At 59.7% G+C, this 25,397-nt stretch carries 23 protein-coding genes and 1 pseudogene; 7 read left to right on the top strand and 17 right to left on the bottom strand.

The features are described from left to right. Positions 1-199: 199 nt before the first annotated feature. Positions 200-634, bottom strand: a complete 435-nt coding sequence (locus ACUN0G_RS08005) for a DoxX family protein (RefSeq protein WP_445573074.1) — start codon at positions 632-634, stop codon at positions 200-202. A gap of 103 nt (positions 635-737) precedes the next feature. Next, the gene (locus ACUN0G_RS08000; protein ID WP_258344512.1) at positions 738-2,159 is read right to left on the bottom strand and encodes an MltF family protein; all 1,422 of its coding nucleotides are present in this window, start codon (positions 2,157-2,159) and stop codon (positions 738-740) included. 238 nt (positions 2,160-2,397) lie between these two features. Between ACUN0G_RS08000 and ACUN0G_RS07995 the strand changes: the two genes are divergently transcribed. The 3 genes and pseudogenes from ACUN0G_RS07995 to ACUN0G_RS07985 all read left to right on the top strand — a co-directional run. Continuing rightward, positions 2,398-3,204 carry a TatD family hydrolase gene (locus ACUN0G_RS07995; RefSeq protein ID WP_258344511.1) on the top strand — a complete coding sequence of 269 codons (807 nt, stop codon included), beginning with the start codon at positions 2,398-2,400 and terminating at the stop codon, positions 3,202-3,204. Positions 3,205-3,300: 96 nt separating this feature from the next. Then, a complete protein-coding gene (locus tag ACUN0G_RS07990) occupies positions 3,301-4,782 on the top strand; it encodes a methyl-accepting chemotaxis protein (protein WP_445573073.1) in 1,482 nt (493 codons plus the stop codon). A 107-nt stretch (positions 4,783-4,889) separates the two neighbouring features. Then, positions 4,890-5,147 (top strand): annotated as a pseudogene (locus ACUN0G_RS07985) (terminase); the annotation flags it as partial. 19 nt (positions 5,148-5,166) lie between these two features. Here ACUN0G_RS07985 and ACUN0G_RS07980 read toward each other — a convergent pair. From ACUN0G_RS07980 to ACUN0G_RS07970, 3 genes are all read right to left on the bottom strand, one after another. Continuing rightward, positions 5,167-5,964 (bottom strand): acyl-CoA thioesterase, encoded by a 798-nt coding sequence (locus ACUN0G_RS07980; RefSeq protein ID WP_445573072.1) that lies wholly within the window; start codon positions 5,962-5,964, stop codon positions 5,167-5,169. A gap of 101 nt (positions 5,965-6,065) precedes the next feature. Next, a complete protein-coding gene (locus ACUN0G_RS07975) occupies positions 6,066-6,830 on the bottom strand; it encodes a CHAD domain-containing protein (RefSeq protein WP_445573071.1) in 765 nt (254 codons plus the stop codon). Between the two features lie 80 nt (positions 6,831-6,910). Then, positions 6,911-7,189, bottom strand: a complete 279-nt coding sequence (locus ACUN0G_RS07970) for a hypothetical protein (protein WP_003218744.1) — start codon at positions 7,187-7,189, stop codon at positions 6,911-6,913. 217 nt (positions 7,190-7,406) lie between these two features. Here ACUN0G_RS07970 and ACUN0G_RS07965 point away from each other — a divergent pair, with 217 nt between their 5' ends. After that, positions 7,407-8,444: a patatin-like phospholipase family protein gene (locus ACUN0G_RS07965; RefSeq protein ID WP_076017318.1), complete on the top strand. Its 1,038-nt coding sequence runs from the start codon at positions 7,407-7,409 to the stop codon at positions 8,442-8,444. Positions 8,445-8,573: 129 nt separating this feature from the next. Here ACUN0G_RS07965 and ACUN0G_RS07960 read toward each other — a convergent pair whose 3' ends face one another. The 6 genes from ACUN0G_RS07960 to kdpF form a co-directional block, all read right to left on the bottom strand. After that, positions 8,574-9,269 carry a response regulator gene (locus tag ACUN0G_RS07960; protein WP_445573070.1) on the bottom strand — a complete coding sequence of 232 codons (696 nt, stop codon included), beginning with the start codon at positions 9,267-9,269 and terminating at the stop codon, positions 8,574-8,576. A 144-nt stretch (positions 9,270-9,413) separates the two neighbouring features. After that, the gene (locus tag ACUN0G_RS07955) at positions 9,414-12,065 is read right to left on the bottom strand and encodes a DUF4118 domain-containing protein (protein ID WP_445573069.1); all 2,652 of its coding nucleotides are present in this window, start codon (positions 12,063-12,065) and stop codon (positions 9,414-9,416) included. Between the two features lie 143 nt (positions 12,066-12,208). Further along, on the bottom strand, positions 12,209-12,754 hold the full coding sequence (kdpC, locus tag ACUN0G_RS07950) for a potassium-transporting ATPase subunit KdpC (protein ID WP_258344499.1): 546 nt from the start codon (positions 12,752-12,754) through the stop codon (positions 12,209-12,211). A 67-nt stretch (positions 12,755-12,821) separates the two neighbouring features. Continuing rightward, positions 12,822-14,879, bottom strand: a complete 2,058-nt coding sequence (kdpB, locus tag ACUN0G_RS07945; protein ID WP_258344498.1) for a potassium-transporting ATPase subunit KdpB — start codon at positions 14,877-14,879, stop codon at positions 12,822-12,824. 24 nt (positions 14,880-14,903) lie between these two features. Next, entirely contained in the window at positions 14,904-16,601 is a 1,698-nt protein-coding gene (gene kdpA / locus ACUN0G_RS07940; protein WP_445573068.1) for a potassium-transporting ATPase subunit KdpA, read from the bottom strand. 9 nt (positions 16,602-16,610) lie between these two features. Beyond that, a complete protein-coding gene (kdpF, locus tag ACUN0G_RS07935) occupies positions 16,611-16,700 on the bottom strand; it encodes a K(+)-transporting ATPase subunit F (protein ID WP_003218754.1) in 90 nt (29 codons plus the stop codon). A gap of 311 nt (positions 16,701-17,011) precedes the next feature. Between kdpF and eat the strand changes: the two genes are divergently transcribed. From eat to ACUN0G_RS07920, 3 genes are all read left to right on the top strand, one after another. Beyond that, positions 17,012-18,376, top strand: a complete 1,365-nt coding sequence (gene eat / locus ACUN0G_RS07930) for an ethanolamine permease (RefSeq protein WP_445573067.1) — start codon at positions 17,012-17,014, stop codon at positions 18,374-18,376. Positions 18,377-18,485: 109 nt separating this feature from the next. After that, the gene (locus ACUN0G_RS07925; protein ID WP_008437727.1) at positions 18,486-18,653 is read left to right on the top strand and encodes a DUF2897 family protein; all 168 of its coding nucleotides are present in this window, start codon (positions 18,486-18,488) and stop codon (positions 18,651-18,653) included. A 99-nt stretch (positions 18,654-18,752) separates the two neighbouring features. After that, positions 18,753-19,331, top strand: coding sequence for a TetR/AcrR family transcriptional regulator (locus tag ACUN0G_RS07920; RefSeq protein WP_445573066.1), 579 nt, complete (start codon positions 18,753-18,755; stop codon positions 19,329-19,331). A gap of 27 nt (positions 19,332-19,358) precedes the next feature. Here ACUN0G_RS07920 and ACUN0G_RS07915 read toward each other — a convergent pair whose 3' ends face one another. The 6 genes from ACUN0G_RS07915 to ACUN0G_RS07890 form a co-directional block, all read right to left on the bottom strand. After that, a complete protein-coding gene (locus ACUN0G_RS07915; RefSeq protein ID WP_445573065.1) occupies positions 19,359-19,691 on the bottom strand; it encodes a ComEA family DNA-binding protein in 333 nt (110 codons plus the stop codon). Positions 19,692-19,802: 111 nt separating this feature from the next. After that, complete coding sequence (locus tag ACUN0G_RS07910; protein ID WP_445575531.1) at positions 19,803-21,797, bottom strand: polysaccharide biosynthesis protein; 1,995 nt, start codon at positions 21,795-21,797, stop codon at positions 19,803-19,805. 96 nt (positions 21,798-21,893) lie between these two features. Continuing rightward, on the bottom strand, positions 21,894-22,913 hold the full coding sequence (locus ACUN0G_RS07905; RefSeq protein WP_445573064.1) for an MraY family glycosyltransferase: 1,020 nt from the start codon (positions 22,911-22,913) through the stop codon (positions 21,894-21,896). Beyond that, positions 22,910-23,875, bottom strand: coding sequence for a UDP-glucose 4-epimerase family protein (locus ACUN0G_RS07900; protein ID WP_445575530.1), 966 nt, complete (start codon positions 23,873-23,875; stop codon positions 22,910-22,912). The genes ACUN0G_RS07905 and ACUN0G_RS07900 overlap by 4 nt, the downstream gene beginning before the upstream one ends. Before the next feature lie 13 nt (positions 23,876-23,888). Beyond that, positions 23,889-24,812: a glycosyltransferase gene (locus tag ACUN0G_RS07895; RefSeq protein ID WP_445573063.1), complete on the bottom strand. Its 924-nt coding sequence runs from the start codon at positions 24,810-24,812 to the stop codon at positions 23,889-23,891. Beyond that, positions 24,809-25,396, bottom strand: coding sequence for an acyltransferase (locus ACUN0G_RS07890; protein ID WP_445573062.1), 588 nt, complete (start codon positions 25,394-25,396; stop codon positions 24,809-24,811). The genes ACUN0G_RS07895 and ACUN0G_RS07890 overlap by 4 nt, the downstream gene beginning before the upstream one ends. Position 25,397: the final 1 nt, after the last annotated feature.

The raw sequence follows: 25,397 nt of genomic DNA, 5'->3' as shown, positions 1-25,397 counted from the left end.
CAGCGCTTTAGCGGAATTTCGAAGCTGGCCCATGGCTCTGGCTTCTGTCGGGACTGTGATCAGTCACCGGTGGCGCCCCGCAATTAGCTGTTTAAATCGGCGCAAGCAACATCCTAGAGAAGCCTGTAGGGCGGTGTCAAGAATCCCGAGCAATGAAAAGGCCCGCACGGGGCGGGCCTTTAAACGGGTTTACGCGGTATCAGTGAGTGATGGCGCGGTCGGCAGACAATTTGCCAGCACCTTCCGACAAGACCGCCAGCGTACCGCCCAGCAACGCCAGGGCGAACTCGTAACCGTTGTTGGCCATGAACAAACCGTTGTGGATGTGCACCGAGAAAATCGCCACCAGGGAAATGATCGACAAGCCCAACGCCGCAGGCCGCGCCAGCAAGCCGATGATCAGCGCCAGCCCGGCGAAGAACTCGGTACCACCCGACAGCACCGCCATCAGGGTACCTGGGGCCAGGCCGATACTTTCCATCCACTGGGCAGTGCCCGCCAGGCCACCCCCGCCAAACCAGCCAAAGAGTTTCTGCGAACCGTGGGCGGCGAAGATGATCCCGACAAAAATCCGCAGGATGGTCAGGCCGTAGCCGGCGCGGGTGGAGAGGATGCGGGTGATCAATGGGCTCATGCTGATAATCCTTTTCGATGTAGGGGTTGGTTGGCCGCTATATTAATCAGTTTAGGCAATGATAAAAGCCGATAAAACGGCTAATAACCATCGATTTAATAGATTATTTCCGTGACGCAACTCGTGGCGCTGCCGGCTCCAACGACTCCCGTTCCCGATCGAACGCCAGGTAATACTTGTTCACGCTATTAACATAGCTGACGCCACCCATTCCCACCTGCTCCATGGCAATGCGCTCCACCTGGAAAAACCATTGGTTTGGGTTAAGCCCCCGCCGCCGCGCTTCGGCGCGCATGCCCTGCACCCGTTCCGGCCCCATGTTGTAGGCCGCCAGCACAAACGCCATGCGCTCGCGTTCGTTGAGCTTGGGGCTTGAGAAAAACTTGCGCCGGATCATCGCCAGGTACCGCGCGCCCGCCTGCACATTGCTGTCCAGGCTCTCGATGTTATTGACCCCAACCCGCTGCGCCGCCGATGGCGTGATCTGCATCAGCCCCGTAGGCCCGCCGCTGCTTCTGGCGCCGGGGTCGAGGGCGGACTCCTTGAACGCCAGCGCGGCCAGGTTCAGCCAATCCATGCCCTGCTCACGGGCATGCTTTTGCAGCACCGGGCGCAGTTTTTCCAGGCGTTGACGGTCGGCACGGGCCAGTGGATACCGCACTTGATACAGACGGCGGTAGATACGCTGAAAGGCTACGTCCTGATCGGACGGGGTGTGGTAGGTCTTGAGGAAACGATCAATGCTGGCCCGCAGCATCGAAGCATCCTGGCGTACAAACCAATACTCTTCGCCCGGCTCGCTGATGGCTACTTGCCGGTCAAACCGCAGCTTGGGCAGGATCTTCGCCCAGCGCTCGGCAATCGGTCGCTCGACAATGGTCAGGTGGAAAATCCCGGCCTGGACCATCTCCAGCACGTCTTCCACCGCCAGGCTGGGGTCGACCCATTCCACCTTCACCGGCGGCAGCTTGTGCAGGGCGAGCTTCTGGTTGACCTGATTGATCGCGTCCGATGCAGCGCTGCCGGTGGTCAAGGCGAGGGTGCGCCCGGACAATTGCTCAAGCTTGGTAAACCGCCGCTCACCCTTGAGCCCTACCAGCCACAACGGCACATCACTGGCAATCGGGTCGCTGGCGGCAATCTTGTGGGCGGCCTTCACATCAAGCAATTCGCCGGGGGCCACCAGGTCGCCCTCGCCACGGGCCAATGCGCCAATCAATTGATCCTTGGCTTTGGGAATAATCTTGAGGTTGATCTCTTCACCGTCACGGGCGTGACCGTTGAGGTATTGCTCGAAAGCGCGCAGGCGGTGGTACTCAACACCGATGGCCTGGCCCTGGACTTCACCGGAACTGTTGCGACTCTGGTTGACCAACACCCGCAAGGTGCGGCTGCTGCGGATCTGCGCGAGGTCCCGGACCTTGCCGGGCTTGGTGACTTCCAGCGGGCCGTCCAGACGCGCAACCGCCGCCATGGGCAGCAGTAACGTCAGGCACAACACCAGCAACGCCGAGGGTCGGATCATCCGCTCTCCGGAAGAAAGAATACTGCCCATTGCCTCGCGAAAAACGAGGCGTTGGGGGACAGAAACAGAGCGCCATGAGCGCAGGCTTTGGGCGCAAGGGTGGCACGGCAGATGGCGACAAACCAAACACGGTGTTACTTGCGACTTTCAAAGACAGCTTTAACTCGTTGTAGTTCTTGGTTTTTCTTATAAATCTACAGCTCTGATATGCTTTCCGACCGCAGGCGGAGGTAGCACCATGCAACTCATTGATATCGGCGTCAACCTGACCAACCCAAGTTTCGACGAAAAGCACCAGGCCGTTCTCGACCGCGCCTACGCCGCCGGGGTGAGCCAATTGGTACTCACCGGCACCAGTGTCGACGGCAGTGAACAGGCCCTGGAACTGTGCGAGCAACTGGACGAAAGCGGCCAACGCCTGTTCGCCACCGCCGGTATCCACCCCCACTCGGCCAGTGACTGGAATGCCGAAAGCGCCAAGCGCCTGCGCGGTCTGCTCAAGGAAAGCCGTGTGCGTGCGGTGGGTGAATGCGGGCTCGACTTCAACCGGGATTTCTCCCCGCGCCCCCAGCAGGAAAAAGTCCTCGAAGAACACCTGGCCCTGGCCGTGGAACTGAAACTCCCGGTTTTTCTCCATGAGCGTGATGCCAATCAACGCCTGCTGGAAATCCTGCGGGACTACCGCGATCACCTGTCGGCTGCCGTGGTGCACTGCTTCACCGGCGAGCAGCGTGCGTTGTTCAGCTACCTCGACCTGGACCTGCACATCGGCATTACCGGCTGGATCTGCGACGAGCGCCGTGGGACGCACCTGCATCCGCTGGTCAGGGAAATACCCCGGGGCCGTCTGATGCTGGAAAGCGATGCGCCCTACCTGCTGCCACGCACCTTGCGACCCAAGCCGAAAAACGGGCGCAACGAACCCGCCTATTTGCCGGAAGTCCTGCGGGAAGTCGCCTTGCACCGCGAAGAATCCGTGGAAGACCTGGCGCAACACAGCACCGCCTGCGCCCGGGCCTTTTTTGGATTGCCTGTGCCGGATTGACGCGGCTCATTGACCCATATCAAAACCCGGCGCCTCGATAGCGGCACAATAATGGCACCTTGCCAATGCTGTTTCCGCTATCAGAGAAAACCTTCCATGGGTGCCTGGCTTAGCAACATCTCACTGAAGTACAAATTCTGGGCCGTGAACGCGGTCGCCTTCATCACCACCCTGTTGCTGGTGCTGTACGCCGTGCAGCTCGAACAACAGGCCCGCAGCCAAGCCTCCCAGGCTTCGGCGCAAGCCCAGGCGCGCTTGCTCAGTGCCTGGCCCGCCGGCCAACCGCTGCCCAAGGGCGAGCACTTGCTGACCTATGCCAAGGGCAAAGCCCCACAAATGGGCGACGAGGATCTGTCAGCCCTGGCCGCCGCCAGTGGCTGGGTGGACTTCAATCACATGCCGTTGTTCGGCGACAACCCGCTGATGGGCGCCGAAGTGATCAGCCGCGCCGACGGCCAGCAGGTCGCCGTCCTGGCCTACGGACCCAGCTTGAGCCAAGTGTTCGAAGAACGTTTCGCCAACTACGCCGTGGCGGTGATGATTCTGATGCTGGCCATGCTCGGCGCCTCACAGCTGCTGATCCGCTTTCTGCTCAGCCAGCTCAACACCTTGAAAGACGTGATGCTGCACGTCGAAAAAACCGGCGACCTTTCGGCCCGCGTTCCCTTGGCCTGCAAGGACGAGGTCGGGCAGATGGCCAGTGCCTTTAACGCGATGCAGGCGGGGTATCAGCGAGTGGTCAACACCGTCGCGCGCACCGCCAAGCAACTGGACGACGGCGCCGCACGCCTGGCCAGCAGCATGAACGAGGTGCAACACGGCATGCTCGGCCAGCAAAGTGAAACCGACCAGGCCGCCACCGCGATCAACGAGATGACCGCCACCGTCTACCATATCGCCCAGCACGCCGGCGCCACCCGCGACCTGTCCCAGACTGCCGACACCCTCGCCGGCAGCGGCCAGGAAGTGGTCAGCCGGGTGCAGCGCTCGATTGCCGGGCTGTCTACCGGCGTGCAGCAGACCGCCGAAATGATCCAGAAGCTGGCCGAGGACAGCCAGAAAATCAACAGTGTGGTCGGGGTGATTCACAGCATCGCCGAACAGACCAACCTGCTGGCTCTCAACGCCGCCATCGAAGCGGCGCGTGCCGGCGAAATGGGTCGAGGGTTTGCCGTGGTCGCCGACGAAGTGCGCAACCTGGCCAAGCGGGTGCAGAGCTCCACTGATGAAATCACTCGTATGGTGTCCGCCCTGCAAGCCGGCACCCGGGACGCGGTGGATTTTATGCAGGAAAGCTCGTTCAAGGCCGACGACTGTGTGCAACAGGCGCAAGAGGCCGGGATCGCCCTCGCTGAAATCACCGGGGCCGTGGCGCAGATGCGCGAGAGCAATACGCAGATTGCCGTGGCGGCCGAACAGCAAAGCCATGTGGCCGAGGAAATGAATCGGGCCGTGGTGAGCATTCGTGACGTCACCGAGAACACCGTGCAACAAACCGTGGACTCGGCCACCACCAGCAATGAGCTGGCGACCCTGGCCGGTGAACTGAGCAAGGCCATCGGACAATTGAAGCTGTAAACCCGAAGGAATGGCTATGGCCTCCATAGCCATCCTTGATTCGCCGCCCCGCCCTGCCCGCCCTACACTCTGTTCAAGATGTTTCAACGGACAGAGGAATCACGATCATGGGCAAACGTCATCCAAATCTCCCCGCCTGGCAATGGCGCACCCACCCGCAGAATCATCAGCATGCAACCAATCAAGTGCTGCAACTGCTTGCGCTGCCACTGTTGGTGATCGGCTTTCTGTTGATGGTCTCCGGGGTGTTCAGCGAGAACCTGGCGAGCGTCGCTATCGGGGTTGTCGGCATTGTGGCCGCGCTGGCATTGCAGCATCACGGTCGCAGCCTGGAGGCACGCACCAGCGATGCCTCCAACGATCAACACCTGTTGGTCTGAGGGCTCAGGCGAACACCACCACCGACTGGCGACTGATAGCAATCAACTGCCCGTCAGGGCTCCACAGCTGCGCAGCCGCATGGCCGTAGCCGTCGCGGGCATGCTCGATGTGGACCCGGTATTGGCACCAGTCCAGGGTGCTGAGGGCTTGCAACGGCTGGACGAATTCGATGGTCCAGGTCAGGGTGCTGCCCGGTGCGGGTTGGGTCAGGTGCGGCAACACCGCAGGTGGCCACGCATCCACCAGCGCGAGGATATGCGCCTCGGTCAGCGGTTCTTCTTTCACATCGCCACGCAAGCGCACCCAGCCGCCCATCTCACGGGACTTATTGCCGGTGAATGGTAGGCCGCCGACGCTCCAGCGCATCGCCAGGTGCCGCATGAATTCCGGTGTCACCCCTTTGACGTAGGGCAGCTCCTGGCACTCATCCCAGTGTTTGAAGGTGGGCGCCGGTTCAGCGGCGACGTCGATCTGCGAGGGCCGCGACGCGCCGAAGCTGGCCTGCACCAGGGTCATCGTTTCACCGTTCTGCACCACACGGCCCAGCAACTGGCTGACGGCCTTGCCTTCGCGCAGCACTTCGACTTCGTAGCGGGCAGGCACATCCGGCGCCACCGGGCCGACAAAGGTAATCGCCAGCGAACGCAAAGGGCGATCCGCAGGGACCTGCGCTCGCAGGGCCTCGTACTCCAACGCCACGACCAGGCCGCCGAAAGTGGCACGGCCCTGTGCCCATTCGGCCGGGATCGAAACGTCCAGCGGATGGCTGCGGGCAGCGTCGAGCAAATCACTAAAGCGCATGGCGATCTCAACTTGAAGTAAGGATTGAGGGATCTTAACCACCCGGCCTGCGCCGCACAGCACCTATTCCAGCCAAAAGTCCGGACAGAAAGGCCGCACCATCACGCGAAGCAGTCAGCGCTCAACTTGTCCAGCACCCGATCCGCCTGCCCTTCCGCCTCGGCCATGGTGCGGTGCCAGCCGGTCACGCACGGCTGCAAATCAGGCTCGTGCCCGGCTTGCGCCAGCCATTGCCAGCAGTCGTGCCAATCGCCAAGGGCGCCTTGGGCTGCCTTGAGACGGGACACAGCTTTAGGCGGCAGCTTGTTCAGTTGGGGATAAGCCTCGGCGGCATAACGCACACGCTTGATCAACAGGCGCAGGCGATGACGGTCATGGTTGGGATCGCGCAGCGCCTCGCCGAGGTTTTTCCATTGCTTGGCCAGGCGTTTTTCAATGCGCGTGCTCAGGCCCTTGAGCAACTTCTGCCGTTGGGAGGCGCGGATAAAACGCGGGAATGCATCAAGGATCAGCAGCAGTTGCGCCAGCTCCGGCCCTTGCGCAACCGAGCGGTAGGTGGTCGGTTGCTGCCGCATACGCCGCTCAGCGGCCTCGTGATGGCCGTGCTGGTGGAGGTAGGCCGCCAACACTTCACGGTCGCGAAACGGTGTGGTCAGTTGGCCGACGGCACTGGCGGCCGCCTCGAGTTGCTCGACACCGGGCAACCCGCGCAATGGTCGCAACAGGCTGCGCAAGCGCCGCACTGTGGTGCGCAGATCATGCAGGGCCTCATCGTCCGTGACGGCGGCAAGGCGCGCCTGGCAGTTCAGTAACCCTACTTCCAGGCCAATGACCTGAGCGACTAGCTGATCGACCAAGGCTGACATCCTTTCCTCCTCAATGATTAAACCTTCGGGCTTGAGGCCGCCGACGCAGCCTCGTTGCACTCGACAGCTGCTACGCGGAGTTAGCGCCCTGCACGGGACTCACGAATGTAGAAGCGGGCCTTCTCGGCCTTGGTCGAACAGCCTTCAAAGGCTTCGAACTGCTGCTGGGTCTTGGCGCCAGTCAACAACGACAGAGCCTTGGAGTAACTCACGGTGCCGGCAAAACCTTCGGCCTTGGCCAGGTCCAGCTCATGCCACGCCGCGTCCAGTTGCGTGCCGCAGCTGTCGCGATAAGCGGTTTTCCCGGCACAACCGGCCAGGGCCAACACGATCACAGGCACACACATCCAGGCTTTCATCAAATGACACCTCAAGAAAAGAAAAAACAGTCACAGCTGTAGACGTTGCCTACACAGAAAAGTGCCTTATCCGACTGCCTGAATCCGCAGCTCCGATTGCCAGAGCATACCCGAGCAGGGTCGCCCGCTCGCGAAAATAATCGGTTGTGGCGGTGATGATTGAAGCGCGCCCCTTGATGGGTGCATTGTGGGCACCTGTTTTGCGAAGGATCAGGTCATGAACAAACGTGTTGCATTGGTGCTGGGCTCCGGTGGCGCCCGGGGCTACGCCCATATCGGCGTGATCGAGGAAATCGAAAAACGCGGCTATGACATCGCCTGCATTGCCGGCTGTTCCATGGGTGCGGTGGTGGGTGGGATCTATGCCGCGGGCAAGCTGGAAGCGTATCGAAACTGGATCGAAAGCCTCGACTACCTGGACGTGCTGCGCCTGGTCGATGTGAGCTTTCGCCTGGGGGCGATTCGTGGCGAGAAGGTGTTTGGGCAGATCCGCAAGATCGTCGGCGAGATCAATATCGAAGACCTGCGCATTCCCTACACCGCCGTGGCCACCGACCTGACCAACCAGCAGGAAATCTGGTTCCAGGAAGGCTGCCTGCACCAGGCCATGCGTGCTTCGGCGGCGATTCCCAGCCTGTTCACCCCGGTGATGCAGGGCAACCGCATGCTGGTGGACGGCGGCCTGCTGAACCCGTTGCCGATCGTGCCAGTGGTGTCCAGCCATTGCGACCTGATCATTGCGGTCAACCTCAACTCCACCAACCAGAAGCACTACACGCTTCCGGTGATCCAGCGTCCGCCGGCGTTCAGGAGCCGCTTCGATAACCTGGTGCGTTCACTGGGTTCGCACTTGCCGTTTCGGCGCAAGCAGGCCGAGCAGTTATTGATGCTGGAACAGGAAGCGCTGCTGGCCCAGGCTGCCGATATCAACCCGTGGCTGGACTCTGCCGAACCCGAGGCGCAACAACCGGCGGCGGCACCGGAAAAGGCCGGGGCGCCCAAGTCGGCGACCGGCTCGTTCATCATCGATAACGTGGGGCCCGCGTCGCTGCTGGATTTGATCAACCAGAGCTTCGAGGTGATGCAGACGTCATTGGCGCAGTACAAGATCGCCGGTTACCCGCCGGATATTCTGATCAACGTGCCGAAGCGGGTGTGCCGGTTTTTCGAGTTTTACAAAGCGCCGGAGTTGATCGCGCTGGGGCGGGAGATCGCCAGCGATACGCTGGATCGTTACGAGAGCGAGCAACACTGAAGTTTTATAAGCAGGGCTTTTGTGGCGAGGGAGCTTGCTCCCGCTGGAGTGCGAAGCGCTCCCAGGATTTTGGGGCTGCTGCGCAGCCCAGCGGGAGCAAGCTCCCTCGCCACAGGTTGAGCTAACGCTTCAGGCCTCGGTGTTCAACAACCGATAGCCCACCCCAGCCTCAGTCACGATAAACCGTGGCTGAGTCGGATCATCCGCCAGTTTCTGGCGCAGATGCCCCACCACAATCCGCAGGTAATGGCTGTCTTCGGTATGGGTCGGGCCCCAGATATCCTTGAGCAGTTGCTGCTGGGTGATCACCCGCCCGGGATGCCGCGCCAGTTGCGCCAGCACCGCGTATTCCTTGCGGGTCAGCGCCACTTCGACACCGTCCAGCAGCACCCGCCGATACGCCAGGTCTACCGTCAGCGGGCCAAACCGCAATGCCGCTTCCTGGGTCTCCCCCGTCGGCGCCTGACGCAACAAGGCCCGCACCCGCGCGAGAAACTCCTGGATGCCAAACGGCTTGGTCACGTAGTCGTTGGCGCCGTTGTCCAGCGCCTCGACCTTTTGCACTTCGCTGGCCCGCACCGACAGCACCAGCACCGGCACCGTGGACCACTCGCGAAACTCGCGCAGCACTTGCTGGCCGTCCATATCCGGCAGGCCGAGGTCGAGTACCAGCAGGTCCGGTTTACTCAAGGCGGCCTGGGCCAGGCCTTCGTTGCCGGTGCCGGCCTCGATCACTTTGTAGCCCTGGGAGGCCAGGCTGATACGCAAAAACTTGCGGATCTGCGGTTCGTCGTCAATGACCAAAATCGTCGCAGTCTGGCTCATGGTGTCCAATCAAAATCCGTGAAGAAACATTTCATTGTAGAAGCGAGCTTGCTCGCGAAAAAACCAAGGGCTGCGCGTTAACTCAGAACACCATCATCATCGTTAACAATCTTCGCGAGCAAGAGCCAAGCGCGCCCATCGATCCTACAGTTCGCTTTCCAGCCCAGGCTGGGTCTGCAATGGCAGGAATAAAGTGATGCAGGTACCGCGACCTTCGATGCCGTCGGCCACGCTGATATGCCCGCCGTGCGCACCGACCATGCCCTGACAGATCGCCAGGCCGAGCCCGGTGCCCTGCCCGCCACGATCACCTCTGGCGGCGGTGTAGAACATGTCGAAAATCTTCGCCCGCTCCTCCTCGGGAATACCCGGGCCTTCATCGGCGACCGCAAAGAACAATTGATTATCCTGCACGCCGGCACTGAGTTGCAGGCGGCCTTGAGGCGGTGAGAAGCGTGCAGCGTTTTCCAGTACGTTGACCAGCGCCTGCTCGATCAAGGCCGCATGCACATACAGCAACGGCAGTTCGGGCGGCACGTCAGTGGTCACTTGCAGCGGCGCCAGCACCGCACGCAAACGGCCAAGGGAACTGCCGACGATATCGCCGGGTGAGACCCAGTCCCGCGCCAGCTTCAGCGCACCGTGGCCCAGGCGAGTCATGTCCAGCAGGTTCTGGATGTAGCGATCCAGGCGCTCGGCCTCATCGCGGGTGCCTTCCAGCAACTCCCGGCGATCTTCCAGGGGAATCGCCTCGCCGAGGGCCAGCAGGCTGTCGATGCTGCCACGCATGGACGTCAGCGGTGTGCGCAAATCGTGAGACACGGAGGCCAGCAAGGCACTGCGCAATTGCTCGGTTTCACCGTGCAGGCGTGCCGCTTCCAGTTCCTGACCGAGCTGCGCACGGGCCAGGGCTTGAGCCAATGGCTGACTCAAGGCCGTGAGCAGGCGACGGCGTTGGCCGCTCAGCTCTAGCCCGGCTTTAGGGCTGACACCGAGCAGGCCCAACGGACCTTCTTCGCTGGACAACGGCCACCACCACCAGCGCCCGAACGGCAAGGTGCCGGTGCCCATGCCGGCCGGCTGATCGTGCTGCCAGGCCCAATCGGCGGCGGCGCGCTCGGCTTCGGTGAAAGTGATCGGGCCGCCGGTCTCGACCTTCCAGTCGCCCTGGCCGTCGCGGTTGAGCAGGCACAGTTGCAGGTCGCTCCAGCCTTCCAGGTGATGCGCGGCCGCACTGATCACCGCTTGGCGATCGGTGGCAGCGGTGAGCTTGCGGGACAAGTCGAGCAGCTCGGTGGTTTCTTCCTGGGTGTCACGCAACGCCTGCAACTGCCGACGCTGGCGGGCGGCCAGGTTGCCGGTGAGCGCGGCCATCAGCAGGAAGAACAACAGCGTCAGCACGTCCTCTTCACGCTGGATGGCGAAGGAGAAATTCGGCGGGATAAACAGAAAGTCGTAGCTCAGGAATGACAGCGCCGCACACGCCAACGCCGGGCCCAAGCTGCTACGCACCGCCACCAGCAATACGGCGGCGAGGAACACCAGCGAGATATTCGGCAACGGCAAGGCACTGGCGACACCCCATGCGACTGCGGCCGCGATCACGGTCGCCACCACCGCCAGGGCATAGTCAAACCACACCAGCCCACGCACATCCGGCAGGCGCGGAGGGGCCGGAACTTCGTCGCTGTCGAGGACGTTGATTTCCAGGCCCCGGGCATTGCGCAGCAGGCGTGCCGCCAAGCCGCCACCAAACAGATTGCGCCGCCAGCGCGGCCGGGACTGCCCCACCAGAATCAAGCTGGCGCGACGCTCGGCGGCGTGCTGGATCAGGGTCTTGGCCACCTCCCCCGCTCGCAGCAACACCACTTCACCGCCAAGACGCTCGGCCAGTTGCTGGGCGTTTTGCAAGCGCAGGCGCGATTGTTCATCCCGTACCCGGCCGTTATCCACATGCACCAGGCTCCACGGCAAATGCCGACGCTGGGCTACGCGGCTGGCATGACGCACCAGGCGTTCGGCCTGGGCATCGCCATCCACGCCCACCAACAACCGGCCACGCACGGCGGGCGCGGCCTGGCCCAGTTGGCGATAACCCTGGGCCAAATCATCGTCGACGTGGGCCGCAGCGGTTTGCATCGCCAGCTCGCGCAGGGCCATGAGGTTGGTCTGGGTGAAGAATGCATCGATGGCGGCGCGAGCCTGTTCCGGCACGTAGACTTTGCCGTCCCGCAGACGCTCCAGCAGCTCGCGGGATGGCAGGTCGATCAGCAGCAGTTCGTCGGCTTCCTGCAAGACCCAGTCGGGCAAGGTCTCGCGCACTTGTACGCCGGTGATGCCGCGCACCTGGTCGTTGAGGCTTTCCAGGTGCTGGACGTTGACCGTGGTGAAAACGTTGATGCCGGCGGCGAGCAATTCCTGAATGTCTTGCCAGCGTTTTTCGTGGCGGCTGCCGGGGGCGTTGCTGTGGGCCAGTTCGTCCACCAGCACCAGTTTGGGCTTGGCGGCGAGCAGGCCGTCGAGGTCCATTTCCTCCAGCATCACGCCGCGGTATTCGGAACGCAGCAGCGGTTGTTGTGGCAAGCCGCTGAGCAAGGCTTCGGTCTCGGCGCGGCCGTGGGTTTCCACCACGCCGGCAATCAGCCGCACGCCCTGGCGCAGCTGGGTGTGGGCGGCCTGGAGCATGGCGTAGGTCTTGCCCACGCCGGGCGCGGCGCCGAGGAAGACTTTGAGCCGGCCACGGCCGTCCCGGGGTAGATCGGCTAACAGGGCATCGGCGCGGCCGGAGTCGCTCATGCGGGCGGTCTTCCTTCAGGTGTTGATGTGGGTTTCTTGAGTCCGCCTTCGCGAGCAAGCCCGCTCCCACATTTGACCGCATTCCAAAGGTGAAACTCAGTCGAATGTGGGAGCGGGCTTGCTCGCGAAAGCGGCGCCACGGCTTACAGTTTTTCCAGGGCCATATTCAACGCCAGCACGTTCACCACCGGCGGCCCCACCAACGGGCTTTCGATGTGCTCGTCCATCAAACGCTCCAGGGTCGCCACCGGCAGATTACGTGCGGCAGCCACCCGGGCCAGTTGATAGGCAATCGCCTGTGGTGGCAAGTGTGGATCAAGACCGCTACCAGAGGTAGTCAGCATTGCTATCGGCACCGGCCCCTGACCGGGTACCAGCAGCTTGTTGGCGTCGTCAAATACGCGGGTAGCCAAGGCCGGGTTGCTTGGGCTGAGGTTGCTGGCGCTGCTGGAAACCGTCGCAAACGCACCGGCAGATGGCCGTGGGTGGAACCAGCCGTCACCGGTGAAATCCTGGGCGATCAGGCTCGAACCGCGAACCTTGCCGCTGGCATCGTGTACCAGGCTGCCGTTGGCTTGATCAGGGAACGCGACTTGCGCCACGCCAGTGACAACCAGGGGATAGGCCACGCCGGTGATCAGGGTCATCAACACCAGCAGGCTCAGGGCCGGGCGGATTATGTTGGACATTTCAAATTCCTCGATTCGGTTATTGCAACCTGCTGGCACCGGTTTGCCGGCGCCTGCAGGCATCGGGTCAAACCAGGTGCAGCGCGGTCAACAGCATGTCGATCGCCTTGATGCCCACGAACGGCACCAGAATCCCGCCCAGGCCGTAGATCAGCAGGTTGCGACGCAGCAACGCGGCCGCACTCGCCGCCTGAACGCGCACACCGCGCAGTGCCAACGGGATCAGTACCACGATGATCAGGGCGTTGAACACGATGGCCGAGAGGATCGCGCTCTGAGGGCTTTGCAGGTGCATCACGTTGAGCACGCCCAGTTGCGGGTAGATCGAGGCGAACAGCGCCGGCAGAATCGCGAAGTACTTGGCCACGTCGTTGGCGATAGAGAACGTCGTCAGCGCACCGCGGGTCACCAGCAATTCCTTGCCGATCTGCACCACGTCCAGCAGCTTGGTCGGGTCGCTGTCGAGGTCGACCATGTTGGCCGCTTCACGGGCAGCCTGGGTGCCGTCGTTCATCGCCATGCCGACGTCCGCCTGGGCCAGCGCCGGCGCGTCGTTGGCGCCGTCGCCGCACATCGCAACCAGGCGGCCGTCGTTCTGTTCGTGACGAATACGCGCCAGCTTTTTCTCTGGAGTCGCTTCGGCAAGCACGTCATCCACGCCGGCTTCAGCGGCAATCGCGGCGGCGGTCAGCGGGTTATCGCCGGTCACCATGACGGTGCGGATCCCCAGCTTGCGCAACTCGGCGAAACGTTCACGAATGCCGGGCTTGACCACGTCCTTGAGGTGAATCGCGCCAAGCAATTTGCCGTCGGCACACACCAGCAACGGCGTGCCGCCGCTCTGGGCAATCTTGTCGATTTCCCGGGACAGCGCCGGTTGCAGGTCGCGGCGTTGCAGGCCGATAAAGGCCAGCAGCGAATCCACGGCGCCTTTGCGGAACACACGGCCCTGGTAGTCGACGCCGGACAGGCGGGTTTCCGCGCTGAACGGGACGCTGGTCAGTTCATCGGTCGATGGCTCGGCTTGCGGGTGCTGGCCACGCAGGTACTCGACGATGGATTTACCTTCGGCCGTGTCGTCCGCCAGCGATGCCAGCAGCGCGCCTTCGGCCAGCTCCTTGCCGCTGACACCGGGCGCGGCGATCACGTTGGTGCAGCGACGGTTACCAAAGGTGATGGTGCCGGTTTTGTCCAGCAACAGCACGTGCACGTCCCCCGCTGCTTCCACCGCGCGACCGGATTTGGCGATCACGTTGAGGCGCACCAGGCGGTCCATACCGGCAATACCGATGGCCGACAACAGGCCGCCGATGGTGGTCGGAATCAGCGTGACCAACAGCGCCACCAGGAACACCAGCGGCAGGTTGCCATTGGCGAAGTGGGCGAACGGCTGCAGGGTCACCACCACCAGCAGGAAGATCAGCGTCAGGCCGATCAGCAGGATATCCAGCGCGACTTCGTTGGGGGTTTTCTGGCGTTTGGCGCCTTCCACCAGGGCGATCATGCGGTCCAGGGTCGACTCGCCCGGGTTGGCGGTGATGCGGATCATCAACCAGTCCGAAACCAGGCGGGTGTTGCCGGTGACGGCCGAGCGGTCGCCGCCGGACTCACGGATAACCGGAGCGGACTCGCCGGTGATCGCCGCTTCATTGACCGCAGCAATCCCTTCGATGACTTCGCCGTCACCCGGGATCATTTCCCCGGCGACCACACGCACCACATCACCTTTGCGCAGGCTGGTGGCCGGTACCACTTTGAAACTGCCGTCGGTTTCCTTGCGACGGGCGCTGAGGCCCTCGCTGCCCGCCTTGAGGCTGTCGGCACGGGCCTTGCCGCGACCTTCAGCCAAGGCTTCGGCGAAGTTGGCGAACAGCACGGTGAACCACAGCCACACGGCGATTTGCACAGCGACGTAGGTCGGTACGGCAACATCCGGCACGAAGCACAGGATGGTGGTGAGGATCGCGGTCAGTTCGACCACCAGCATCACCGGCGAACGTTGCAGCTGGCGCGGGTCGAGCTTGACGAAGGCCTGAACCAGCGCCGGGCGCCACAGGGCCGACATTGCGGTTTTGGCCGGCTCCTGGGTTTTCACGGGAGCCGCGTTTTTTGCAGGCAAGTTCATTTTCATATCCCCTAGGCTCTTCATTTAAAAAGCAGCCATGCTCAAATGTTCAGCGATAGGCCCAAGTGCCAGCGTCGGCAGGAAGGTCAGGCCGCCCACCAGCAAAATGGTCACGGTCAACAGGGTCACGAACAGCGGGCCGTGGGTCGGGAAGCTGTTCTGGCCAATCGGTGCGGTCTTCTTCATCGCCAGGCTGCCGGCCAGGGCCAGTACCGGGAGGATGTAGCCGAAGCGACCCAGCAACATCGACAGGCTCAACATCAGGTTGTGGAACGGGGTGTTGGCACTGAAGCCGCCGAACGCCGAACCGTTGTTGGCACTGGCCGAGGTGTAGGCGTACAGCAACTGGCTGAAACCGTGGGGGCCAGGGTTACTGATGGCACCGGCCGGGCCAGGCAGGCTGGCGGCGATGGCGCCCAGCACCAGGGTACCGACCGGCATCACCAGCAAGGTCACGACCAGCAACTGCACTTCCTTGGCCTGGAGTTTTTTGCCGAGGTATTCCGGTGTACGGCCAATCATCAAGCCGGCGAGGAATACCGCGATCAACACGTTAAGCAACATGCCGTACATGCCGGCACCGACGCCGCCGAAGATCACTTCGCCGACCATCATGTTGACCAGCGAGATCATCCCGCTCAGAGGGTTGAGGCTGTCTTGCATGCCGTTGACCGAACCGTTGGACGCGGCAGTGGTGGCCACCGACCACAACACGGTACCGGTGGTGCCGAAGCGCGCTTCTTTACCTTCCTGCGGCGCGGCCTGTTCAACCGCCGGGTTGTTCAGCGCCGGGTTGGGCTGGTACTCGGCCCACATCGCGGTAGCGCCGCCGATGATGAACAAGGCCAGCATGCAACCGAGGATCGCCCGGCTCTGACGCAGGTCTTTCACGTAGTGACCAAAAGTGAACACCAGCGCCACCGGAATCAGGATGATCGCACCCAATTCAAACAGGTTGGCCCAGGCGGTCGGGTCTTCAAATGGATGCGCCGAGTTGACCCCGAAGAAACCACCGCCGTTGGTGCCCAATTGCTTGATCGCAATCTGGCTGGCGGCCGGGCCCAGTGGGATCACCTGGTCGACGCCCTGCAGGGTCACAGCGTTCACGTAATGAGCGAAGGTTTGTGGCACACCCTGCCACACCAGGAACAACGCGAGCACCAGGCACGACGGCAACAGGCCGTAGAGGGTGGCGCGGGTCATGTCGACCCAGAAGTTGCCCAAGGTCTTGGTGGATTTGCGACCGATCCCACGGCACAACGCGACCAGGACGGCGAGACCGGTGGCCGCACTGACAAAGTTCTGCACGGTGAGGCCGGCCATCTGACTGAGGTAGCTCAGGGACGCTTCACCGCTGTAGGACTGCCAGTTGGTGTTGGTCATGAAACTGATGGCAGTGTTGAACGCCAGGGTCCATTCCTGACCCGGCAATTTCTGCGGGTTCAGCGGCAGATAGTCCTGGAACACAAGGATGCCGAACAGCAGCACGAAGCCAGCAAGGTTGAACGCCAGCAAGGCCAGCGCGTATTTCTGCCAGCTCTGTTCCTGGTCTGCATCGACACCCGAGAGGCGATAGCAAACGCGCTCGACCGGACCGAACACCGGCGTGAGCCAGGTTCGCTGCCCTTCCATTACCTTGTAGTAGAACCGCCCCAGGGCCGGTGCCGGAATCAGCACCAAGGCAAAGAAGGCGATGATCAGCCAATAGTCATAACTGTGCATAGCCTGCTCCTAGTTCCGATCCGCGCGTAACAGCGCAACCAGCAGATAAATGAACAGCGCCACAGCCAACAGCAGTGACACCCCGTCCAGAACGCTCATGGAAGTTTCTCCGTCGTGCGGCGACTGCCGCGTGTAGGAGGATTGTCCGCAGGAGTGGCGTAAAGGAACGAGAGCGACGGTATGGGTGGGGCGTAAAGACGGCGTAAAGAGTGGGTTTATGCGGGGTTTACGGGGGGATTTGTGAGCGTTTGCTGGAGGCCGCGCCCCTATCTGGTGCAGGCCGAGGGAACATTCAAACGCCAAACCGTCCCCTCGGCGACAGTTCGGCGCCTTTACGACATGGCATTGATGAATGGCATGTCCGCTGCAATGCCCTGAAACATTCCAAACCGTTCAGGGAGTGCTACACGATGAACACACAACTCAAACCTACCTTGGGCACCCTGCATTTGTGGGGCATCGCCGTCGGGCTGGTGATTTCCGGGGAATATTTCGGCTGGAGCTACGGCTGGGGCGTGGCAGGAACACTGGGCTTCCTGGTGACCTCATTGATGGTCGCTGCTATGTACACCTGCTTTATATTCAGTTTCACCGAACTGACCACTGCGATTCCCCACGCTGGCGGCCCGTTTGCCTACAGCCGCCGGGCATTTGGTGAGAAAGGCGGACTCATTGCCGGGTTGGCGACGCTGATTGAATTCGTGTTCGCCCCACCCGCTATCGCCCTGGCCATCGGTGCCTACTTGAATGTGCAGTTCCCGGCCCTTGATCCGAAACACGCGGCCGTCGGCGCCTACATTGTATTCATGGGCCTGAACATCCTCGGCGTGAAGCTGGCGGCGACCTTTGAACTGGTGGTATGCGTGCTTGCCGTCGCCGAGTTGCTGGTGTTCATGGGCGTAGTCGCCCCGGCGTTCAGCTTCAGCAACTTCGCCCTGAACGGCTGGGCCGGCTCCGACACCTTCGGCGCGCCGGCGATTGCCGGAATGTTCGCGGCGATACCCTTTGCCATCTGGTTCTTCCTCGCCATCGAAGGCGCCGCCATGGCCGCCGAAGAAGCGAAAGATCCCAAGCGCACCATTCCAAAAGCCTACATCAGCGGCATCCTCACCTTGGTAATCCTGGCGATGGGCGTGATGTTCTTTGCCGGCGGCGTCGGCGACTGGCGCACCCTGTCGAACATCAACGACCCGCTACCTCAAGCGATGAAAACCGTAGTCGGCGACAGCTCGGGCTGGCTGCACATGCTCGTGTGGATCGGCCTGTTCGGCCTGGTGGCCAGCTTCCACGGGATCATCCTCGGTTACTCCCGCCAATTCTTCGCCCTGGCACGCGCGGGCTACTTGCCCTCTTTCCTGGCCAAACTGTCGCGCTTTCAGACGCCCCACCGAGCAATCATTGCCGGCGGCATCGTCGGTATCGCCGCCATCTACAGCGATGGACTGATCAACCTGGGTGGCATGACCCTGACCGCAGCAATGATCACCATGGCCGTGTTCGGCGCCATCGTCATGTACATCATGAGCATGCTCAGCCTGTTCAAACTGCGTAAGACCGAGCCGCTGCTGGAACGCACCTTCCGCGCACCGGGTTATCCCATCGTACCGGGGATCGCGCTGGTACTGGCCGTGGTATGCCTGGTGGCGATGGCCTGGTTCAACGCGCTGATCGGCCTGATCTTCCTGGGCTTCATGGTGTTGGGGTTCGTGTACTTCCAACTGACCGCGCAAGACCGCGCCGATGCGCCGGCAGATGCGATGTTGACCGGGCTTTAAGGTTACCGGGGCAGAACGGGCCTCCAATGAACTACTAAGAAAGCCCGTAACTCAAAGCAGCTATTACCGTGGGGAAATCCCCACGGTTTGCTGCCTCAAGGAGAGCCCTATGCCGTGGTATGCCTGGTTGATATTAGTGGTCGCGATCGGTTCGATCGTCGGTGGTTTGCTGATGCTGCGAGACAGCGCCAACAAGGTTGAATTGACCGATGAACAACGCAAGCGCGTGGCAGAGCGAAATGCCCAAGCGGATGCCAAGGATGCGCAGGATCGTTGAGGCTGAAGCGGCTCCCCGTTGAGCCGCACAATTTTGTAAACACCCGCCTATGCCCCGCCAAGCTTGGTTAATATGGCCTGATGTTTCGGAGGCCTTCCCATGCGCTATTCACAAGACCACAAAGCCCAAACCCACCGGCGCATCATCAAGGAAGCCTCGGTACGCTTTCGCCGTGACGGCATTGGTGCGACCGGTTTGCAGCCACTGATGAAAGCGCTGAACCTGACGCATGGCGGGTTTTATGCGCACTTCAAGTCCAAGGATGAGTTGGTGGAGAAGGCGTTACAGGCGGCGGCTGCAGAGCTGGATGCGCATTGCGCAATGCTATTCAGCCAGGAACGGCCGCTGGAAGCGTTTATCGACAGCTACCTGTCGGAATGGCACCTGACCTCCCCGCATGAAGGATGCCCGCTGACGACGATGTCGTCGGAGATGGGGTTGCGCGGGCAGAACAGCCGCACGACGGATGAAGTGCTCAATGCGCGGCTCAAGCAGGTTGAAGCTGCCCTTGGGATTCCGAATGCCGGGGAGCAGAGCCTGGTGCTGATGTCGACGCTGGTGGGAGCGTTGGTGCTGGCAAGAAGCGTGGAGAGCACCGAGTTGGCGACAAGGATTCTTGATGGGGTGCGGGGGAGCTTGAAGGCGGAGGTTGTTGAGCAAAAGAAAGCCGGTCGATGACCGGCCTCCTCGCCTGTTTTCAGGTGCTTATTTCACCTCAAGCCTGTCGCGGTTCTTTTCCAGAAGCGCCTTGCCGATTCCCTTTACTTCCAGTAACTCATCTATCGCCGTGAAGGGGCCGTTGGTTTCACGGTACGCGATGATTGCCTTGGCTTTGGCTGCGCCGATGCCGAAGAGGTCGCGGCGCAGGGTTTCAGCGTCGGCGGAGTTGAGGCTGACTTTTGTGGATTGCTCGACCTTGGTCATTTGGGTGGTGATGGAGGTTGGGGTCTCGGGTTTGGTGGCGGGTGCGGCTGTGGTGGCTAGCGAGAGGCTGGTGAGGAAGGCGAAGATGAGGGATGAGAAATACGCTTTATGCATTGGTGACGCTCCATGAGATCGATAAGGGAAAAGCAGCTTTTCCGAAGCTGCTTTTCAAACTTAGGCGATGTTTGGGGAGAGTCAAAAATGGGTGAGTTACCGGGTGTGAACTCAGGGTTCCAGACGGCGTTGTTGGTAGATCCAGTCGACGATTTCGCTATCTGGGGCATAACCACTGACAGTTTCACGTAGAAGCTGGCGCACGCGGGTGTAGTCGTCCTGATCCACAGCAGCAAGCAGCTCGGTCAGCTTGACCTTGAGTACATCCCAATCCAAATGATCTTCATTGGCGCTCATGATCATCGGGTGTTGAGTCGCTACCACGTTGTCACCAATCAGCAACTCTTCGTAAAGCTTTTCGCCGGGGCGCAGGCCGGAGAACTCTATGGCGATATCGCCATGGGGATTCTTATCGGAGCGAATACTCAAGCCAGAGAGGTGAATCATCTTCTCTGCCAGCTCGACTATTTTCACCGGCTCGCCCATGTCCAGCACGAATACGTCACCACCCAGGCCCATTGAACCTGCCTGAATCACCAACTGCGCGGCTTCAGGGATGGTCATGAAATAACGTGTGATCTTCGGGTGGGTCACCGTGAGCGGGCCACCTGACTTGATCTGTTTGTGGAATAGCGGAATCACCGATCCCGATGAACCCAGCACATTGCCGAATCGCACCATGGTGAAACGGGTTTTGTTGACCCGTGAGATGTTCGACTTGTCACCGAACAATACCGGTGCCAACTCACGGCTAAGGGCTTGCAGGGTCAACTCGGCCAGGCGCTTGGTACTGCCCATCACATTGGTCGGGCGTACAGCCTTGTCGGTGGAGATCAGCACAAAGTTCGACACACCCCCCTGCAACGCCGCCTGTGCAGTGTTCAAGGTGCCGATGACATTGTTCAATACGCCTTCGGCGATGTTGTGCTCAACCATCGGTACATGCTTGTAGGCTGCGGCATGGTAGACAGTGTCCACGCGCCAGGTTTTCATTACATCCAGCAGTTTGGACTGATTGCGCACCGAGCCCAGGATCGGCAACAGCTTCACCGGCAGCGACTCACGATGGACACGCTGCTCCAGCTCCGAAAGGATGCTGTAGAGGTTGAACTCACTGTGCTCAAATAGCAGCAATGTGGTCGGACGCAAGGCCAGGATCTGCCGGCAGAGCTCGGAACCGATCGAACCACCCGCCCCGGTCACCAGGACGCTTTGCCCCTTGATACAGTGCTCCAGCAACTCGCCTTGCGCAGGCACCGCATCACGCCCAAGCAGGTCGGCGATATCGACTTCCTGGATGTCATCCACCTTGACCCGACCGCTGGCCAGATCCATGAACCCTGGAACACTGCGCACGTGAAGTGGAAAGCCCTCAAGGTAGCCGAGAATTTCCCGACGACGACCGCGATTGGAGGACGGGATGGCCAGCAATATTTCCTGAGCGCCAGTGATGTCTATCATCCGCTGGATGTGTTTGGGTTTAAAGACCTGCAAGCCAGAAATGACACGGTCTGAGATGCTGGTATCGTCGTCGATAAAAGCTACTGGACGCATCACACGTCCCATACGCAGAGCCGCGACCAACTGGTTGCCCGCGGCACCGGCGCCATAAATGGCAACCCGTGGCAGACCATCCTCACGATTCGTGAACGGCACGTGTTGAGCGGCAGCGAACCAGTCCCCGAGGAAGAACTGACGCATGCCCAAACGCAGCCCCCCCACCATGATCAGACTGAGCCACCAGTAATTAAAAATAATGGAACGCGGGACGACAGTCTGATGGTTGCCGTACCAGTACACCAACACACCCAGAATGAGGGAAGAAAGACTCACGGCCTTGATGATTGCTATCAACGCATCATTGCCAAAGTAACGCATCACTGCCCTGTACATCCCAAAACGGACAAACAAGGGAATGGCAACTATTGGCGCAGCGAGGAACAGCCACAGATGGGCCTTCAGAGGGTTGACCATCTCATCAAAGCCAAGCCTTACGACAAATGCCAGCCACAAGGCCGCCCACACGACAAATATGTCGGTAGACACCTGAATAAGCCGTTTCTTACGCCGCGGAAGGCCCAACAGAACCGTCCGTAACCTCCCCATAATCCCTTCGTTCACTCAGACTGCTCCCGCTATTTACTCGCCAACGCTCATTCTACGTTCCTTAGCGAATTTTTCCTGAAAAAAGTCGCAATACACTCAAAAGACCTTCTCAAGTGACCCCGCGTGAAACTTGATAGCCAATGCAACCAGCGGCAGATACGCCAATAATAGGCACACCAGGCCGTCCAGTTGTAACAATACAACCGCCGCAGCCCAAGGTAATAGCCAGAATAGGTTGATAGCCCCCACCGCCAAGGTTATCGGGCGATGCGTGCCAAACTGCCTGGATGCATACTGATAGGCGTGGCTACGATGGGCTTCGTAGACTTTATCACCACGCAGCAGCCGGCGGATCAATGTGTAAGTGGCATCGACGATAAAAACCCCTAACAGGATCAACCATGCCCAAAGCAGTTGCGATGAAGCCCACGCCGCCTGAATTGAAATAATTCCGAGGGCAATCCCAAGGAATCCGCTGCCTGCGTCACCCATGAAAATGCGGGCAGGGGGGAAATTCCAAAACAGGAAACCCGCTACAGCCATCGCGAGAATAAATGGCAACCAAATAAGGTGATCCAACCCGGCTAACCAGTAAAGCAGGCATACGCCTAGGCAGGTACAAATAGCCTCGACACTGGCAATGCCGTCAATCCCGTCCATGAAGTTATATAGATTGAGCATCCACACCAGATAAAACGCCGCCAGAACGTGCCCGATCCAGCCAAAGTCAACACTGAAGCCCATGATTTGAAGGGGCGGCAATCCGCCTAACCAGAAGAGCGCCCAGACCGCCGCGGCAAAATGTCCCAGCAAACGCCAACGTGCAGCAATATGACCATGATCGTCCATAAAGCCGACAATCGCGATCAGCGCACCTGCGCCGCCCAAACCGATAATGATCGCAGCCGGAACAAGTTGCGCATACCCCAGTACCAACAGGGAAAGCAGAAATGCCACCACAATCGCAACACCACCGCCGCGAGGCGTTGGCACCGAGTGTGAACTTCTGGCATTTGGAATATCTATGATGCTTCGAGACAATGCATAACGCCTCAATGCCCAAGTCAATCCGACCGACAATGCAAAAACGACGACAGAAAAATACCCATAGATCATCGTTTTTTAAGCTCCATATAATGTGACGCCGTGACCTTCAGCGCGGCGTCAACCGACAGCGGCGGTTGCCACTGCAACAGATTCCTGGTTTTCGAAATGTCGACCTGCAGCGACCCCAAGAGTCGCTGCGAAATCGCTTTTTTGCCCACCAACTTTGCGGCGCCCTGCAACATATAGCCGGGCATTGGGAAAAGATTGGCACGCTTATTCAATGCCTGTGCCATCTTCTTCAACAGACTGGCAGTTGATAAATCGTCACCATCACTGACCAGAAACGTTTGATTAGCCGCTTTTGGATGAGCAATACAGGTGACTATCAAATCCACCAGGTTATCCAGTGCCACCAGGCTCCGGCGGTTATCAATTGCGGCGAAGGGTAAAGGAATACCTTTGTCCATCCAACGCATCATACTCAAGAAGTTAGCCTTGACGCCCGGCCCATAGACCAGCACAGGGCGGATAATCACAACTTCCATACCGGTCTTCTCAGCCATTGCTCGCAATCCTTGTTCAGCCTCCATCTTGGAAACGCCGTATGGGTCGCGAGGGGATGGCACGTCGTCAGCAGTAAACGGTGAGCCCGGCTGAGTAGCCTCACCGTTTACTTTGATCGAGCTAATAAAAATAAAGCGCCTGACGCCGGCGGCCGCCGCTTGAGCTGCTAAGTGCAAGGTGCCCGAAACATTGACCTTGCGAAACTCTACAAGAGGGTCAGCAGAAGCATCGCTCATTACATGTACACGAGCAGCGCAATGCACAACCACCTCATGACCGGCTAACACGGGCGACCAGTTAAATGTATTATCCAGCGAATCGAACTTTACACGTTCAACACTAGCCGGGATTGATCCCAACGGTTGTCGAAGTGCGGCAGTGCAAGAAAAATTCAGAAAAGCCAATCGTTCTATTAATGCCCGACCCAAAAATCCAGAAGCGCCTGTCACAAATACCTTGGTCATCAACATAGCCCCCGCACTAGTAAATTCCAACAACGATAACCACCGCCAGAAGAACGCGATCTCGAAAACGTCGCCGGGTGCTGTTTATATTTTTTACAAGAAATGAAAAAGGCACTTCGCCACGGCGAACCAACGCGACAGGCAACTGTGGCAAATTGGCCGACAACAAGCTGGAAATCTTGGAAATTTCGTTTCGATACCATCCAGATCTCATCAAAGCCAGACGCGCGGCAAGCGCCTTGATCCCCTTATTTGCGCCCACCTGATTATTGCTATGTTGGCGATAGAGAATCTTGGAGGAAGGATCAATAAACCAGGCTATCTTGTTAGAACGGTACCACGCATAGGCTAACCAATCGTGCAAGGACACTTCATTCGCGACCGACCAGTTCTCCACAAGAAACGCTTTGAAACGGAGGGCTTGCGAAACGCTAAGCACGTAACTGCAACCAGGTCCCGCCGCCTCAAATACAAAATCATACTCGCGTTGTTTTTGGGACTTATCAAGAATCACTTGACGACCATCCGGCCAGAATGCTGTCACATTGCAGGAATAAGCTGAATATTCAGAGTTCGATAGCTTCTCGTGAGCAGTGGATAGCTTGTCATCAATCCAAATATCGTCCTGATCGGAAAATGAAATGTAATCAAAGTTGCTGAAGTCAACATCGCGAATCAGTCGAAAGAAATTCTTCGCAGCACCGCCAAATTTCATACCGTAAGGCAACAACCGAACGCGTTCATCTTGTTTGCTGAGTTCTTCAAACCACCCCTCGGTTCCGTCAGAAGAAACATCAACGCTGACGAAAAGTGTCACATCGACACCGTGCTGATTCAAAATGGAATCCACTTGCTCCTGCAACCACTGGGTGCCATTGTACGCAGCCAGCAACACCGCCACATGCGCACGCTTCGATGAACAACTGCTAACTACCGTCATACATCCACCCAAGCCGAGTTTTCAGCGTTATATACCTTTATCACTTTCGCTGGCGAGCCCACCACAATACTCATGGGTGGAACGTCGCGAGTAACAACAGACATTGCACCGACGATACTGCCTTTCCCAACCGTAACCCCTGGCAATACACACACAAACTCCCCCAACCAAACGTCATCTTCTATAACAACGGGCGCAGCAGCAATTTCGCGGGTAGCCGGGTTCTCGAAAGGCGAAGAATGCCTGCCACTTCCCTTATAGACCCCATGATTATGGTCGCTAATAAAGACTTTACTTGCAATCAGAACCCGATTGCCGATCGTTATTGATTGAACCGCACCGATATGCACATAGTCATTGATCTGTACATCATCGCCCACGCTTAGGCAAATTCCCGGTATTGTAGGGAATGCATCAATCCGACACCCCACGCCTGTCGTAAACTTTTTACCAATTGTCACATGACTACGGCCACGAATATAAAAAGGCCGCCTAACTATTCTCGCTGTTCGATAAAACAACTTTGTATAGATGAGGTCACCCAGCAGCTTTATCCCCCCCCAAACACCATAGACCTTTAGCACT

This window comes from Pseudomonas sp. 32A (genome assembly GCF_052682255.1).
Note: the sequence above shows the minus strand (reverse complement) of the source record. Positions and strands in the feature narration are given on the sequence as shown.

Coding starts and splice junctions, on each gene's coding strand:
- ACUN0G_RS07895 (WP_445573063.1), bottom strand. CDS start 24,812: ATGACGGTAGTTAGCAGTTGTTCATCGAAGCGTGCGCATGTGGCGGTG.
- kdpA (WP_445573068.1), bottom strand. CDS start 16,601: ATGCACAGTTATGACTATTGGCTGATCATCGCCTTCTTTGCCTTGGTG.
- kdpF (WP_003218754.1), bottom strand. CDS start 16,700: ATGAGCGTTCTGGACGGGGTGTCACTGCTGTTGGCTGTGGCGCTGTTC.
- ACUN0G_RS07970 (WP_003218744.1), bottom strand. CDS start 7,189: ATGAAAGCCTGGATGTGTGTGCCTGTGATCGTGTTGGCCCTGGCCGGT.
- ACUN0G_RS07925 (WP_008437727.1), top strand. CDS start 18,486: ATGCCGTGGTATGCCTGGTTGATATTAGTGGTCGCGATCGGTTCGATC.
- ACUN0G_RS07915 (WP_445573065.1), bottom strand. CDS start 19,691: ATGCATAAAGCGTATTTCTCATCCCTCATCTTCGCCTTCCTCACCAGC.
- ACUN0G_RS07905 (WP_445573064.1), bottom strand. CDS start 22,913: ATGATCTATGGGTATTTTTCTGTCGTCGTTTTTGCATTGTCGGTCGGA.
- ACUN0G_RS07965 (WP_076017318.1), top strand. CDS start 7,407: ATGAACAAACGTGTTGCATTGGTGCTGGGCTCCGGTGGCGCCCGGGGC.
- ACUN0G_RS07910 (WP_445575531.1), bottom strand. CDS start 21,797: ATGGGGAGGTTACGGACGGTTCTGTTGGGCCTTCCGCGGCGTAAGAAA.
- ACUN0G_RS07960 (WP_445573070.1), bottom strand. CDS start 9,269: ATGAGCCAGACTGCGACGATTTTGGTCATTGACGACGAACCGCAGATC.
- ACUN0G_RS07920 (WP_445573066.1), top strand. CDS start 18,753: ATGCGCTATTCACAAGACCACAAAGCCCAAACCCACCGGCGCATCATC.
- ACUN0G_RS08000 (WP_258344512.1), bottom strand. CDS start 2,159: ATGATCCGACCCTCGGCGTTGCTGGTGTTGTGCCTGACGTTACTGCTG.
- kdpC (WP_258344499.1), bottom strand. CDS start 12,754: ATGTCCAACATAATCCGCCCGGCCCTGAGCCTGCTGGTGTTGATGACC.
- ACUN0G_RS07975 (WP_445573071.1), bottom strand. CDS start 6,830: ATGTCAGCCTTGGTCGATCAGCTAGTCGCTCAGGTCATTGGCCTGGAA.
- kdpB (WP_258344498.1), bottom strand. CDS start 14,879: ATGAACTTGCCTGCAAAAAACGCGGCTCCCGTGAAAACCCAGGAGCCG.
- ACUN0G_RS07980 (WP_445573072.1), bottom strand. CDS start 5,964: ATGCGCTTTAGTGATTTGCTCGACGCTGCCCGCAGCCATCCGCTGGAC.
- eat (WP_445573067.1), top strand. CDS start 17,012: ATGAACACACAACTCAAACCTACCTTGGGCACCCTGCATTTGTGGGGC.
- ACUN0G_RS07955 (WP_445573069.1), bottom strand. CDS start 12,065: ATGAGCGACTCCGGCCGCGCCGATGCCCTGTTAGCCGATCTACCCCGG.
- ACUN0G_RS08005 (WP_445573074.1), bottom strand. CDS start 634: ATGAGCCCATTGATCACCCGCATCCTCTCCACCCGCGCCGGCTACGGC.
- ACUN0G_RS07990 (WP_445573073.1), top strand. CDS start 3,301: ATGGGTGCCTGGCTTAGCAACATCTCACTGAAGTACAAATTCTGGGCC.
- ACUN0G_RS07995 (WP_258344511.1), top strand. CDS start 2,398: ATGCAACTCATTGATATCGGCGTCAACCTGACCAACCCAAGTTTCGAC.